Below are 13,876 nucleotides of genomic sequence, written 5' to 3'. Positions count from 1 at the left end.
CATTATAAGCACAAGGTGGCGTTTTGCTGGCATGGAGACTTGAATTAGGTTGCGCTGGTCCCGGTCGCTAATCTGTTACAAGATTTTTCGTGAAATCTGCCGGCAGCCCTTGAGCAGGCGCGAGTGGAAGTGAACAATGTTCTCTTTCGTATTCCCCTCGAGATCGGCCATGACTTCCCGTCCCCGTTTACTCGCCTGGCTGCTGTGGCCAGTGCTGGCGCTGTGCAGCACGCTGGCCATGGCCGAAGCCCCTGCAGAGGCGACCAAGGCCTTGCACCTGCTCGATTACATTGGCGCGGATTACCCGCCAACGGTGCGCGAGGGCAGGGTGGTCGATGACGGTGAGTACCGCGAGCAGCAGGAATTCAGCAGCGTGCTCGCCGAACTGGTGAAAAACCTGCCAGCGCACGCCGAACGTGATGCCCTCGAACAGGGCGTACAGGCCTTGCGCACCGCCATCGACCAGCGCCAGGACGGCCCTACCGTTGCTCGCGAGGCGCGCCAGCTCGGTGCCCGTCTGGCGGTTGCCTATGAGGTCAGCCAGGCCCCGATAATCACCCCTGATCCTGCCCGCGGCGCCGCGCTGTACGCGCAAAACTGCTCGATCTGCCACGGTGACAGTGGTGCCGGCGATGGCCCGGCCGGGCTCGGTCTGGAGCCAGCGCCGGCCAACCTGCGCGACGTCGCCCGGCTCGATCAGCTCAGCCTGTTCGACCTCTACAACACCCTTGGCCTAGGCATCGAAGGCACCGAAATGCCCTCGTTTGCCGACCAGCTCGACGAGCGTCAGCGCTGGGACGTAGCGGCCTTTGTTGCCAGCTTCAGCGCCGAGCCGCAGGCCGCTGCTGGCGCCCCGGCCTGGAACCTCGCTGATCTGGCCCGGCAGACCCCTGCAGAAGTCGCCGCCAGCCACAGCGCCGAGGCCGTCGCTGCGTTTCGCGCCCAGCGTGCACAGCCGCCGCAGGTCAAGCGCGGCCCGGCGCAGTTGCTCGACTACACCGCCAGCACCCTCGACAAGAGCCTGGCGGCCTATCGCGACGGCGATCATGACCAGGCCTACGACCTGTCGGTTGCGGCGTATCTGGAAGGTTTCGAGCTGGTCGAAAGCTCCCTCGACAACATCGATGCCCAAGTACGCAAAGACACCGAGAAGGCCCTGATGGCCTATCGGCAGTCGTTGCAGGACGGCCTACCCTTCGCCCAGGCCGAACAGCGCCTGAGCGAGGCCAAGGTCAAGCTCGACGCCGCCGCCAAGCTGCTTGGCAGCGATGGCCTGAGCTGGTCGCTGAGCTACATCTCCGGGCTGTTGATTCTGCTGCGCGAAGGCCTCGAGGCGATTCTGGTGCTGGCCGCGATCCTGGCCTTCCTGCGCAATACCGGCCAGCAATCTGCGGTGCGCAGCGTCAACGTTGGCTGGGCGCTGGCACTGGTCGCAGGCTTCGCCACCTGGGCGGTAGCGGCGTATCTGATCGACGTTGGCGGTGCTCAGCGCGAATTGCTCGAAGGTTGCACCGCGCTGTTTGCCAGCGTGATGGTGCTGTGGCTCGGCGTGTGGATGCACGACCGGCGCCACGCTGCGGCCTGGCAGGACTACATCAAAAGCAGCCTGGTCGGCGGCGGCGGGCGCTTTGGTTTTGCCTTGCTGGCGTTCTTCTCGGTGTACCGCGAGCTGTTCGAGGTGATCCTGTTCTACGAAACCCTGTGGCTGCAATCAGGGCCTGCCGGGCACAACGCTGTGCTGGCCGGTGGTGCCACCGCGCTGGTGCTGTTGGTGGGCCTGGCCTGGGTGATCTTGCGCGGTTCGGCCAAGCTGCCGTTGGCGCTGTTCTTCAGCATCAACGCCGCGCTGCTGTGCGCACTGTCGGTGGTGTTCGCCGGGCATGGCATCAAGGCCTTGCAAGAGGCAGGCATCCTCGGCACGCGGCCGGTGGCGTTCTTTGAATTCGACTGGCTGGGCATTCATGCCGATGCCTACTCACTGGCGGCACAAGCCTTGGCACTGAGCGCGATCGCGCTGCTGTATGGCCGCTCGTGGCTGGTCGAGCGGCGCCGCGCTGCGGCCAGTTGAGCTGCGATCTGGCACACTGGGTGCAGTGATTAACAGCCGATGAGAATGCAGCAATGCGTATATGGATCGATGCCGACGCCTGCCCCAAGGCAGCCAAGGACCTGATCGTAAAGTTTGCCCTCAAGCGCAAACTTGAGGTGGTGATGGTCGCCGGCCAAGCGCAGATCAAGCCGGCATTCGCCTGCGTAAAGCTGATCGTGGTGCCGAGCGGACCGGATGCCGCCGATGATTATCTGGTCGAGAATGCCGTACCGGGCGAGTTGGTGATCTGCAGCGATATCCCCTTGGCCGACCGCCTTGTGAAAAACGGCGTGGCGGCGCTCGACCCACGTGGCCGTGAGTTCGATGAGCGCAATATGGCCGACCGGTTGGCGACGCGTAACTTGTTCACCGAGCTGCGTGAACAGGGCCAGGCCAGTGGTGGCCAGGGGCCTTACGGCGAGAAAGAGAAGCAGGAGTTCGCCAACTCCCTCGATCGCATCCTGACCCGCCTCGCGAGGGGCTGATTACGACGTTGATCACAGCATCACGCAGCGCCGGCCTGGGCCAGCGCTGCAGGGCGGCTCAGTGGTCGTTGGCGTGGGTCAATTCCAGCACCCGATCGACCAGTTTGTAGATGCCGCTGGCCGCATCGCTGATCGAGGTAGCGAGCATGTACGCCGGGGTGGTCACCAGCTTGCGCTGGGTGTCTTCGACGATGTCATGTACATCGCACTCTTCGTGGGTGCCGCCCATCTTCACCACCGCCGCGCTGGTGCCGGCATCGTTACCGATGGTGCAGACCACGCCTGGGCCGTAGATCTTCGCTGCCAGAGCTGGCGAAATGCACATCAGGCCGACCGGTTTGCCGGCTTCGGCGAAGGCCTCGGCCAGCGCCAGTACGTCTGGTTGAACCGTGCACTTGTCACCTTCAACGGCAAAGTTGGAGAGGTTTTTTGCAGCGCCGAAGCCGCCGGGCACGATCAGCGCGTCAAACTCGCTGACGTCTGCTTCGCGAATGTCCTTGACCTGGCCGCGGGCAATCCGCGCCGACTCGACCAGCACATTGCGAGTCTCGCTGGTTTGCTCACCGGTCAGATGATCGACTACATGCAGTTGGGGGATGTTTGGTGCAAAGCACTGCACCTGCGCGCCGCGCTGGTCCAGGCGCAGCAGCGTGATCACGCTTTCGTGGATTTCAGCGCCATCGTAGACACCACAGCCGGAAAGAATCACCGCCACTTTTTTTGTCATGCTTGTTTCTCCAGAGTCCAGGCGCCAATTGTTGCTTGGCACTTTACTAGGATCACGGCAACAGCGGCATGTTCATTCTTGCGGTGGGCTTGGCTTGTCCGTCAGCTGCTCGGTCGCAGCCGCGTCGGCGGCCGCCTTGCGCTCGGCGCGCTGGGTGCGAAAACGCCGGCGCAGCCACAGCAGCAGGCCCAGCACCAGCAGGCCGCCAAGTACCCACAGCTCGTACTTCTTGACGTTGCCAAGCAGGCCTTCGAGGATCGCCCCGAAGTGGTAGGCGGCAGCGCCCAGGGCCACTGCCCACACCGCAGCGCCAATGCCGTTGAGCAAGAGGTAGCGGCGTGGCGGATAGCCCGACAAGCCAATTGCCACCGGCATCACCGTGCGCAGGCCATAGACGAAGCGGAAGCTCAGTACCCAGATGTCCGGGTGGCGGCGGATATGGTCCAGGGCACGGTCGCCCATGGCCTGCCAGCGCGGCCTGCGCGCCAGGATTGCGCGGCCATGGCGGCGGCCCATGAAGTACCACAGCTGGTCGCCGGCATAGCTGCCGAAGAAGGCCACCACGCACACCATGTTGATGTCCATGTAACCGCGGAACGCAAGAAATCCCGCAAGCACCAGGATGGTCTCACCTTCAAAAAATGTGCCGAGAAAAAGGGCAAAGTAGCCGAAATCCTGCAGGAATTGTTGAAGCATCTTCTGGGGTGCTGGCGAAATGAACGCGCAGCCTACCCCTTCGCGGGCCGTGGGGAAAGTGTCCAAATGTGTCTCGACGTGAACAATTCCTACATGGTGATTGCCTGTGGCGACACGTCGCAGGGTTGCCCAAGGGTGTAACACAGGCGTCATAATGGCCGCTTATAACTGTCGCGCTGCCCGCCTGCGCGGGCTCAGGAGTCTGCCGTGAGCTTTACCCCCGCCAACCGTATGTTTCCTGCCACACGTCTGCGTCGCAATCGCCGCGACGAGTTTTCCCGTCGCCTGGTGCGTGAAAACACCCTGACGGTCGATGACCTGATCTTGCCGGTATTCGTTCTGGATGGTGAAAACCGCCGAGAAGAAGTGCCGTCCATGCCAGGTGTCGAGCGCTTGTCGATCGACTTGCTGCTGGAAGCTGCGCAGTCCTGGGTGGACCTGGGGATTCCGGCCTTGGCACTGTTCCCGGTAACCCCGGTCGAGAAAAAGACCCTGGATGGCGCCGAAGCGTGGAACCCGGATGGCATTGCCCAGCGCGCTACCCGCGCCCTGCGTGAACGCTTCCCGGAGCTTGGGGTGATCACCGACGTTGCCCTCGACCCGTTTACCACCCACGGCCAGGATGGCATCCTCGACGAAGACGGCTACGTGCAGAACGACATCACCGTCGATGCGCTGGTGCGCCAGGCGCTGTCCCACGCCGAGGCTGGCGCGCAAGTGGTGGCGCCTTCTGACATGATGGACGGCCGCCTCGGCGCGATCCGCGAGGCGCTGGAAGTCGCCGGCCACGTCAACGTGCGCATCATGGCCTACTCGGCCAAGTACGCCAGTGCCTACTACGGCCCGTTCCGCGATGCGGTAGGCTCGGCTTTGAACCTGGGCAAGGCCAACAAGGCGTCCTACCAGATGGACCCGGCCAACAGCGACGAGGCCCTGCACGAAGTGGCCACTGACCTGGCCGAAGGTGCCGATATGGTCATGGTCAAGCCAGGCATGCCATACCTGGATATCGTTTACCGGGTCAAAACCGAGTTCAAGGTGCCGACCTTTGTCTATCAGGTCAGCGGCGAGTACGCCATGCACATGGCGGCAATTCAGAATGGCTGGCTGAGCGAGGCCGTGATCCTCGAATCGCTAACCGCTTTCAAACGTGCAGGCGCCGATGGCATTCTCACTTATTTCGCCGTTCGCGCCGCCCAATTGTTGAGAGGGCAGTAACGCCCTTCAGGAACGTCAGATGAATAACGAAGTGCTATCCCCGGTCGACATCAAGGATGCTCAAGCGCTACCGCAAGAGCTGACGCAAACGCCGCCAGACCTTGAGCCGGTGGCCGAGCCTGTGGTCGAAGCGGTTGCCGACGCTGCGCTCGAAACCGCCGCGCCGACCCCTGCGCCGGCGCCGGCGATCCCGGTGCCTGGGCTGGACGACAGCAGCCTGTACATTCATCGCGAGCTCTCGCAGCTGCAGTTCAACTTCCGCGTGCTGGAACAGGCGCTGGACGAGTCGTATCCGCTGCTCGAGCGCTTGAAGTTCCTGCTGATCTTTTCTAGCAACCTCGACGAGTTCTTCGAGATCCGCGTCGCCGGCCTGAAGAAGCAGATCAATTTTGCCCGTGAGCTGGCCGGCGCCGACGGCCTGCAGCCACATCAGGCCCTGAGCCGGATCAGCGAGCTGGTGCACCACGAAGTGGATCGCCAGTACGCGATCCTCAACGACGTGCTGCTGCCAGAGATGGAAAAGCACAACATTCGCTTCATTCGTCGGCGTAACTGGACGCCGAAGATCAAGACCTGGGTGCGGCGTTTCTTCCGCGATGAGATCGCGCCGATCATCACCCCGATCGGCCTCGATCCGACCCACCCGTTCCCGTTGCTGGTGAACAAGAGCCTGAACTTCATCGTCGAGCTCGAAGGGGTCGATGCATTCGGCCGCGATTCGGGCCTGGCGATCATCCCCGCGCCGCGTTTGCTGCCTCGGGTGATTCGCGTACCGGAGGAGGTAGGCGGCACCGGTGCCAACTACGTATTCCTCTCGTCGATGATTCACGCCCACGCCGATGATTTGTTCCAGGGCATGAAGGTCAAGGGTTGCTATCAGTTCCGCCTGACCCGTAACGCCGACCTGGCGCTGGACTCGGAAGAGGTCGACGACCTTGCCCGCGCCCTGCGTGGTGAGCTGTTCTCGCGTCGCTACGGCGATGCGGTGCGCCTGGAAGTCGCCGACACCTGCCCCAAGCATCTGTCCGACTACCTGCTCAAGCAGTTCAGTCTGAGCGAGAACGAGCTGTATCAGGTCAATGGTCCGGTCAACCTGACCCGGCTGTTCAGCATCACCGGCCTGGAAAGCCACCCGGAACTGCAGTACCTGCCGTTCACCCCGGCGATCCCCAAGCTGCTGCAGAACGCCGAAAACATCTTCAGCGTGGTCAGCAAGCAGGACATCCTGCTGATGCACCCCTTCGAGTCGTTCACCCCGGTGGTCGACCTGCTGCGTCAGGCAGCCAAAGACCCGCACGTGCTTGCCGTGCGCCAGACCCTGTATCGCAGCGGCGCCAACTCGGAGATCGTCGACGCACTGGTCGACGCAGCGCGTAACGGCAAGGAAGTCACTGCGGTGATCGAGCTGCGTGCGCGCTTCGACGAAGAGTCCAACCTGCAGATGGCCAGCCGCCTGCAGGCGGCCGGCGCGGTGGTGATCTACGGCGTAGTCGGCTTCAAGACCCACGCCAAGATGATGCTGATCCTGCGTCGCGAGCAGGGCGAAATCGTCCGCTACGCGCATCTCGGCACCGGCAACTACCACGCCGCCAACGCCCGTCTGTATACCGACTACAGCCTGCTGACCTCGGATGACGCGCTGTGCGAAGACGTTGGCAAGCTGTTCAGCCAGCTGATCGGCATGGGCAAGACCCTGCGCATGAAAAAGCTCCTGCATGCGCCGTTCACGCTGAAGAAGGGCATGCTCGACATGATTGCCCGCGAGACCCAGTGCGCGCTCGACGGCAAGCCGGCGCACATCATCGCCAAGTTCAACTCGTTGACCGACGCGAAGATCATCCGCGCGCTGTACAAGGCCAGCCAGTCAGGTGTACGTATCGATCTGGTGGTGCGTGGCATGTGCTGCCTGCGCCCGGGCATCGCCGGGGTTTCGCACAATATTCACGTACGCTCGATCATCGGCCGCTTCCTTGAGCACACGCGGGTGTTTTACTTCCTCAATGGCGGCGAAGAGCAGATCTTCCTGTCGAGTGCCGACTGGATGGAGCGCAACCTCGATAAACGCGTCGAGACCTGCTTCCCCGTCGAGGGCAAGAAGCACCTGCTGCGGGTCAAAAAGGAGCTGGAAAGCTACCTGACCGACAACACTCAGGCGTGGATCCTGCAGTCCGACGGCCGCTACGTGCGCAGCACGCCAACCGGCAACCAGAACCCGCGCAGTGCTCAGGCGACCCTGCTGGAGCGCCTGAGCAACCCGGTCCTCAACGTACGCTGAGGACGAAGCCGACCCGGGCCAGCCACTCCGCCTCGTTGGCGAAGTCGGCCTGGGTCAGCGGGTGCTGTTCCAGCCAACCGTCCGGGAATACTACTTCCAGGCTATTTTCGTGGGCTTGCAGCACCACTTTGGGCATCTCTTGGGTGCCGCGGATGTGGTGGAAGAGGATGGCAAAGCGCAGCAGTACGCACAGGCGAATCAGCTGGCTGCCTTCATCGCCGAACTCGGCGAATTTGTCCTTGGGAATGTTGCGGCGATGGCCGCGCACCAGCAGCGCGAGCATCTGCTGGTCTTCACGCGAGAAACCGGCCAGGTCGGAGTGCTCGATCAGGTAGGCGCCGTGCTTGTGGTAGTGATAGTGGGCGATGTCCAGGCCCACCTCATGGACCTTGGCCGACCAGCTCAGCAGGTCGCGCCAGTTGCCTTCTTCCAGATCCCAGTCTTTGGCCACTTGATCAAACGCGTGCAGCGCCTTGCGTTCGACCCGCGCGGCCTGGCCGTGGTCGACGTGGTAGCGCTCCATCAACGAATTGAGGGTGCGCTCGCGCACGTCTTCGTGGTGATGGCGGCCAAGCAGGTCGAACAGCACACCTTCACGCAGGGCGCCGTCGCAGTGGTCCATGCGTTGCAGTTCGAGTGCATCGAAAATGGCTTCGAGAATCGCCAGGCCCGCCGGGAAGATCGTGCGGCGGTCAGGCTTGACCCCTTCGAAGTCGATCTTGTCGGTGTCGCCCAGCTTGAACAGCTTGCGTTTGACCCAGGCCAGGCCTTCGGCATTGACCTCACCGTTGCCCAGGCCGCCAGCCTTGATCGCCGCGCCGATGGCGCGAATGGTCCCGGACGAGCCGATCGCTTCGTCCCAGGTCAGCCGGTGCAGGGCGGTTTCGATGCTCATCAGCTCCAGGCGCGCAGCGGTGTAGGCCTGGGCGTAGCGCGCCGGGGTGATCTTGCCGTCGCGGAAGTAGCGCTGGGTATAGCTGACGCAGCCCATTTGCAGGCTCTCGCGCAGCAACGGCTCGAAGCGCTGGCCAATGATGAACTCGGTGCTGCCGCCACCAATGTCGGCGACCAGGCGCTTGCCCGGATTGTCGGCCAGGGTGTGCGACACGCCGAGGTAGATCAGGCGCGCTTCTTCACGGCCGGAGATGACCTCGACCGGGTGGCCGAGGATAGCTTCGGCGCGCTGGATGAATTCGTTGCGGTTGCGCGCTTCGCGCAGCGCGTTGGTGCCGACGATGCGCACGGCGCCATCGGGCATGCCGTTGATCAGCTGGGCGAAGCGCTTGAGGCACTCCAGGCCGCGCTGCATGGCTTCTTCGCTGAGGCGGCGCTCTTCGTCGATACCGGCGGCCAGCTGAACCTTCTCGCCCTGCCGCTCAAGAATGCGGATTTCCGTGTGGTGGGCCTTGGCCACGACCATGTGGAAACTGTTGGAGCCCAGGTCGATGGCGGCGATCAGGGATAGGTTCTTCGCGGAGTTCTGCGGCATGATTTTCGAGATTCTCGGTCGGTTACCTGGCAATCCTGCCACGAACGCGGGCATACGCCAACGCGTGGCTGGGCAAGGTTTGATGCAAAGCAAGGTGCGCACGGATCGTATGACACCTGTGTGACAGTTTCGATGCGGGGTGTCTTGCTCCACTATAGTTACACTCAATCGTCCGCGACTTCCTGTAGCCAGCCGGTGCAGCTATGATGGGCCACGATTTTGCTTTCCACCTGGAGATATCCATGAGCAACGACCTGATCAAACATGTCACCGACGCCACCTTCGAGGCTGAAGTCCTGAAGGCAGAAGGCCCGGTGCTGGTCGATTACTGGGCTGAATGGTGCGGCCCATGCAAGATGATCGCTCCAGTCCTGGACGACATCGCCACTACCTACGAGGGTAAACTGACCGTCGCCAAGCTGAATATCGACGACAACCAGGAAACCCCGGCCAAGCACGGCGTGCGTGGCATCCCGACGCTGATGCTGTTCAAGAACGGTAACGTCGAGGCAACCAAGGTCGGCGCGCTGTCGAAATCACAACTGGCTGCGTTCATCGACGCCAACCTGTGATGTGAAAAGGCCCCGGTAAATCCGGGGCTTTTCTTTTTGCGAACCCTAGACGCGCAAAAAAGCAAGTGTTACATTCGGCTTCGCACTGTTTCTTCAAGTGCCCCCTGCACGCCGTCGCCGAAGCATCCCAATTCGAATCAGTACGCGATCCTGTCGCCTTCTTGCGGCGCGGCTTCATTAAGCCAGAAGCTTAATTCTCCCTTCTTACATGATTACGTCCACTCCCCTTATGAACCTGACTGAACTCAAGCAAAAGCCGATTACTGATCTGCTAGAAATGGCCGAACAGATGGGCATTGAAAACATGGCCCGTTCGCGCAAGCAGGACGTGATTTTCGCCCTGTTGAAAAAACACGCTAAGAGCGGCGAAGAGATCTCGGGTGACGGCGTGCTGGAGATTCTCCAGGATGGTTTCGGTTTCCTGCGGTCGGCTGATGCGTCCTACCTGGCCGGCCCTGACGATATCTACGTCTCGCCCAGCCAGATCCGTCGCTTCAACCTGCGTACCGGTGACACCATCGTTGGCAAGATTCGCCCGCCAAAGGAAGGGGAGCGTTACTTCGCGCTGCTCAAGGTCGACACGATCAACTACGACCGTCCAGAAAACGCGAAGAACAAGATCCTCTTCGAGAACCTGACGCCGTTGTTCCCCAACAAGCGCCTGAAGATGGAAGCCGGCAACGGCTCCACCGAGGACTTGACCGGGCGTGTGATCGACCTGTGCGCGCCGATCGGCAAGGGCCAGCGTGGCCTGATCGTCGCTCCGCCAAAAGCGGGCAAGACGATCATGCTGCAGAACATCGCTGCCAACATCACCCGTAACAATCCCGAGTGCCACCTGATCGTTCTGCTGATCGACGAGCGCCCGGAAGAAGTTACCGAGATGCAACGCACCGTGCGCGGCGAAGTGGTTGCTTCGACCTTCGACGAGCCGCCAACCCGCCACGTGCAGGTTGCCGAAATGGTCATCGAAAAGGCCAAGCGCCTGGTTGAGCACAAGAAAGACGTGGTCATCCTGCTCGACTCGATCACCCGTCTGGCCCGTGCCTACAACACCGTCATCCCGAGCTCCGGCAAGGTCCTGACCGGTGGTGTCGATGCCCATGCGCTCGAGAAGCCAAAGCGCTTCTTCGGTGCTGCGCGTAACATCGAAGAAGGCGGCTCGCTGACCATCATCGCCACCGCGCTGGTTGAAACCGGCTCGAAGATGGATGAAGTGATCTACGAAGAGTTCAAAGGTACCGGTAACATGGAACTGCCTTTGGACCGTCGTATCGCCGAGAAACGTGTGTTCCCGGCCATCAACATCAACAAGTCGGGCACGCGTCGTGAAGAGCTGCTGACTGCTGATGACGAGCTGCAGCGCATGTGGATCCTGCGCAAGCTGCTGCACCCGATGGACGAGATCGCCGCTATCGAGTTCTTGATCGACAAGCTCAAGCAGACCAAGACCAACGACGAGTTCTTCCTGTCGATGAAGCGCAAGTAAGCTTCGCGCTTAATACGCTGAAGATTTGGGGCCGCTGCGCGCCCCTTCGCGGGTAAACCCGCTCCCACAGGGATTACATCGAACCTTGTGGGAGCGGGTTTACCCACGAAGGGCTGCGCAGCGGCCCCAAGTCATTTTGGCATCCTACAAAAGCCTGATCGGCGCTACACTCTGCACCCCGACCGATACGGCCAACACGAGGCTTACGCATGCAGTATCGCGATTTGCGCGACTTTATCCGTGGCCTGGAGCAGCGCGGCGAACTCAAGCGCATCCAGGTTCCGATTTCACCCGTCCTGGAAATGACCGAAGTCTGCGATCGCACCTTGCGTGCCAAGGGCCCGGCGTTGCTGTTCGAAAAGCCTGTCGGTTTCGACATCCCGGTGCTGGGCAACCTGTTCGGCACACCGGAGCGGGTCGCCATGGGCATGGGCGCCGAGTCGGTTGCAGAGCTGCGCGAGATCGGCAAGCTGCTGGCCTTCCTCAAGGAGCCCGAGCCGCCCAAGGGTCTCAAGGATGCCTGGTCGAAGCTGCCGATCTTCAAGAAAGTCGTGTCGATGGCGCCCAAGGTGGTCAAGGACGCGGTGTGCCATGAGGTGGTGATCGAGGGCGACGACGTCGACCTCAGCCAGCTGCCGATTCAGCATTGCTGGCCGGGCGACGTTGCGCCGCTGATTACCTGGGGCCTGACCGTCACCCGCGGGCCGAACAAAGAGCGGCAGAACCTGGGCATCTATCGCCAACAAGTGATCGGCCGCAACAAAGTCATCATGCGCTGGTTGAGCCATCGAGGCGGCGCGCTGGACTATCGCGAGTGGTGCGAGAAGCACCCGGGCCAGCCATTCCCGGTGGCGGTGGCGCTCGGCGCCGACCCGGCGACCATCCTTGGCGCGGTCACGCCGGTGCCGGATACCTTGTCCGAGTACGCCTTTGCCGGCCTGCTACGCGGTAACCGTACCGAGCTGGTCAAGTGCCGCGGCAGCGACCTGCAGGTGCCGGCCACGGCGGAAATCATCCTTGAAGGGGTTATCCACCCTGGCGAGATGGCCCCGGAAGGCCCGTATGGCGATCACACCGGCTACTACAACGAAGTCGACAGCTTCCCGGTGTTCACCATCGAGCGCATCACCCATCGGCGTAATCCGATCTATCACAGCACCTATACCGGCCGGCCACCGGATGAGCCGGCGATTCTGGGTGTGGCCCTGAACGAAGTGTTCGTGCCGATCCTGCAGAAGCAGTTCCCGGAGATCACCGACTTCTACCTGCCGCCGGAAGGCTGCTCGTACCGTATGGCGGTGGTGACCATCAAGAAGCAGTACCCAGGCCATGCCAAGCGGGTAATGCTCGGTGTGTGGTCGTTCCTGCGACAGTTCATGTACACCAAGTTCGTTATTGTCACCGACGACGATATCAACGCCCGCGACTGGAACGACGTGATCTGGGCCGTCACCACGCGCATGGACCCCAAGCGTGATACGGTGATGATCGACAACACGCCGATCGACTACCTGGATTTTGCCTCACCGGTGTCGGGGCTTGGCTCGAAGATGGGCCTGGACGCCACACACAAGTGGCCGGGCGAGACAACACGCGAATGGGGCCGGGTCATCGTCAAGGACGATGCCGTCACCCGCCGTATCGATGAGCTGTGGGATCAGTTGGGAATAGATTGATGCAGGTAACGTTGCAGCCCTCCGGGGCGGTACTGGCGCTGGAGCCCGGTGAAAGGATTCTTGATGGTGCGCGGCGCCTGGGCTATGACTGCCCGAGCAGCTGTCGCAATGGCAACTGCCATGTCTGCGCGGCGCTGCTGGTCGAAGGCCGGGTGCGCCAGGACGGTGAAGTGCGCGATCACGGCGAGCTGTTCACCTGCATTGCCGAGCCGCTGGAAGACTGCGTGCTGCTCTGGGACGGCGTTCTGGCCCTGGGCGAGCTGCCACTGCGCACGCTGGCCTGCACGGTCAGCGAGTGCATCGAGGTTGGCGGTGATGTCTGGCGCGTGCGCCTGCGTGCCCCGGCCGGCAAGCCACTGCGCTACCACGCCGGCCAATACCTGATGATCGAGCGCGATGGCGCCGACAAGGCGGCCTTCTCGCTGGCCTCCGCGCCGCATGCCGGGCGGGATCTGGAGCTGCACGTACTGGCTCGCGAGCCCAGCTCGGTGGCATTGATTGAGCAATTGCAGCGCGACGGCCTGGCGCGTATTCAGATGCCGTTTGGCGACACCCACCTAGCCGAGCTGCCGGATGGGCCGCTGGTGTTGATCGCCGCCGGCACCGGCATGGGCCAGATGCACAGCCTGATCGAGCACTGCCGGGCCAACGGCTTCAAGCACCCGGTGCACCTGTACTGGGGCGTGCGTCGCCCTGAGGACTTCTACGCGCTCGAGCACTGGGACGAGTGGCAGCGCTTGCCCAACCTGTTCCTGCACAAGGTGGTCAGCGACCTGTGTGGTTGGGAAGGGCGCTGCGGTATGCTCCACGAGGCGGTTTGCGAAGATATCGCTGACCTCAATGACGTTCACGTGTACGCCAGCGGCTCGCCCAACATGGTCTATGCCACGCTGGATGCTCTGGTCGAAGCCGGTATGGACGCCCATCGCATGCGCGCAGACGTATTTGCCTACGCCCCGCGTGGTTGATCGCTAATAACCAAAGTTGTTCGACTTGATTATAAGGCGGTAAGTCTTACCGCCCTTGCCAATAACTTTATCTATACTCGCAACAGCACTGCACATTCGCCTGCAGTGCCCATGTTGCGGCTGCTCCTGCCTGCGTCAGGGCTTGTAATACGGTGCCTTTCTGCCGTACGGTAAGTCCAGCGCAGCGCCAGT

11 protein-coding genes are annotated in these 13,876 nt (G+C 62.1%); 8 read left to right on the top strand and 3 right to left on the bottom strand.

Annotated elements, in window-relative coordinates; all coding sequences use genetic code 11:
• Nucleotides 1-136: 136 nt before the first annotated feature.
• Complete coding sequence (locus tag AC58X1_RS12135) at nt 137-2,068, top strand: FTR1 family protein (RefSeq protein ID WP_497428896.1); 1,932 nt, start codon at nt 137-139, stop codon at nt 2,066-2,068.
• A 53-nt stretch (nt 2,069-2,121) separates the two neighbouring features.
• Nucleotides 2,122-2,574: a YaiI/YqxD family protein gene (locus tag AC58X1_RS12130; RefSeq protein ID WP_150570429.1), complete on the top strand. Its 453-nt coding sequence runs from the start codon at nt 2,122-2,124 to the stop codon at nt 2,572-2,574.
• 58 nt (nt 2,575-2,632) lie between these two features.
• On the opposite strand, the gene elbB is transcribed toward AC58X1_RS12130, so the two are convergent.
• Nucleotides 2,633-3,301 (bottom strand): isoprenoid biosynthesis glyoxalase ElbB, encoded by a 669-nt coding sequence (elbB, locus tag AC58X1_RS12125; RefSeq protein WP_497428895.1) that lies wholly within the window; start codon nt 3,299-3,301, stop codon nt 2,633-2,635.
• 72 nt (nt 3,302-3,373) lie between these two features.
• Nucleotides 3,374-3,997, bottom strand: a complete 624-nt coding sequence (locus AC58X1_RS12120) for a DedA family protein (RefSeq protein ID WP_101315245.1) — start codon at nt 3,995-3,997, stop codon at nt 3,374-3,376.
• A 207-nt stretch (nt 3,998-4,204) separates the two neighbouring features.
• Between AC58X1_RS12120 and hemB the strand changes: the two genes are divergently transcribed.
• Nucleotides 4,205-5,215 carry a porphobilinogen synthase gene (gene hemB / locus AC58X1_RS12115; protein ID WP_101315247.1) on the top strand — a complete coding sequence of 337 codons (1,011 nt, stop codon included), beginning with the start codon at nt 4,205-4,207 and terminating at the stop codon, nt 5,213-5,215.
• 19 nt (nt 5,216-5,234) lie between these two features.
• Nucleotides 5,235-7,490 (top strand): polyphosphate kinase 1, encoded by a 2,256-nt coding sequence (gene ppk1 / locus AC58X1_RS12110; protein WP_101315249.1) that lies wholly within the window; start codon nt 5,235-5,237, stop codon nt 7,488-7,490.
• On the opposite strand, the gene ppx is transcribed toward ppk1, so the two are convergent.
• A complete protein-coding gene (ppx, locus tag AC58X1_RS12105; protein WP_101315251.1) occupies nt 7,477-8,979 on the bottom strand; it encodes an exopolyphosphatase in 1,503 nt (500 codons plus the stop codon). The genes ppk1 and ppx overlap by 14 nt on opposite strands.
• A gap of 242 nt (nt 8,980-9,221) precedes the next feature.
• Here ppx and trxA point away from each other — a divergent pair, with 242 nt between their 5' ends.
• From trxA to AC58X1_RS12085, 4 genes are all read left to right on the top strand, one after another.
• A complete protein-coding gene (gene trxA, locus AC58X1_RS12100) occupies nt 9,222-9,551 on the top strand; it encodes a thioredoxin TrxA (protein ID WP_101315253.1) in 330 nt (109 codons plus the stop codon).
• Nucleotides 9,552-9,780: 229 nt separating this feature from the next.
• Nucleotides 9,781-11,040, top strand: a complete 1,260-nt coding sequence (gene rho, locus AC58X1_RS12095; RefSeq protein ID WP_101315255.1) for a transcription termination factor Rho — start codon at nt 9,781-9,783, stop codon at nt 11,038-11,040.
• Between the two features lie 209 nt (nt 11,041-11,249).
• Nucleotides 11,250-12,716, top strand: coding sequence for a 4-hydroxy-3-polyprenylbenzoate decarboxylase (gene ubiD, locus AC58X1_RS12090; protein WP_101315257.1), 1,467 nt, complete (start codon nt 11,250-11,252; stop codon nt 12,714-12,716).
• Nucleotides 12,716-13,684: a CDP-6-deoxy-delta-3,4-glucoseen reductase gene (locus tag AC58X1_RS12085; RefSeq protein WP_101315259.1), complete on the top strand. Its 969-nt coding sequence runs from the start codon at nt 12,716-12,718 to the stop codon at nt 13,682-13,684. Before ubiD ends, AC58X1_RS12085 begins: the two co-directional genes overlap by 1 nt.
• The last annotated feature ends 192 nt before the right edge of the window (nt 13,685-13,876 follow it).

The organism is Pseudomonas sp. PGPR N4 (assembly GCF_059693665.1).
Note: the sequence above shows the minus strand (reverse complement) of the source record. Positions and strands in the feature narration are given on the sequence as shown.

What these genes read in the sequence shown, in the direction of transcription:
- AC58X1_RS12135 (WP_497428896.1), top strand. Translation starts at nt 137, where the DNA reads ATGTTCTCTTTCGTATTCCCCTCGAGATCGGCCATGACTTCCCGTCCC.
- AC58X1_RS12130 (WP_150570429.1), top strand. Translation starts at nt 2,122, where the DNA reads ATGCGTATATGGATCGATGCCGACGCCTGCCCCAAGGCAGCCAAGGAC.
- elbB (WP_497428895.1), bottom strand. Translation starts at nt 3,301, where the DNA reads ATGACAAAAAAAGTGGCGGTGATTCTTTCCGGCTGTGGTGTCTACGAT.
- AC58X1_RS12120 (WP_101315245.1), bottom strand. Translation starts at nt 3,997, where the DNA reads ATGCTTCAACAATTCCTGCAGGATTTCGGCTACTTTGCCCTTTTTCTC.
- ppk1 (WP_101315249.1), top strand. Translation starts at nt 5,235, where the DNA reads ATGAATAACGAAGTGCTATCCCCGGTCGACATCAAGGATGCTCAAGCG.
- ppx (WP_101315251.1), bottom strand. Translation starts at nt 8,979, where the DNA reads ATGCCGCAGAACTCCGCGAAGAACCTATCCCTGATCGCCGCCATCGAC.
- trxA (WP_101315253.1), top strand. Translation starts at nt 9,222, where the DNA reads ATGAGCAACGACCTGATCAAACATGTCACCGACGCCACCTTCGAGGCT.
- rho (WP_101315255.1), top strand. Translation starts at nt 9,781, where the DNA reads ATGAACCTGACTGAACTCAAGCAAAAGCCGATTACTGATCTGCTAGAA.
- ubiD (WP_101315257.1), top strand. Translation starts at nt 11,250, where the DNA reads ATGCAGTATCGCGATTTGCGCGACTTTATCCGTGGCCTGGAGCAGCGC.
- AC58X1_RS12085 (WP_101315259.1), top strand. Translation starts at nt 12,716, where the DNA reads ATGCAGGTAACGTTGCAGCCCTCCGGGGCGGTACTGGCGCTGGAGCCC.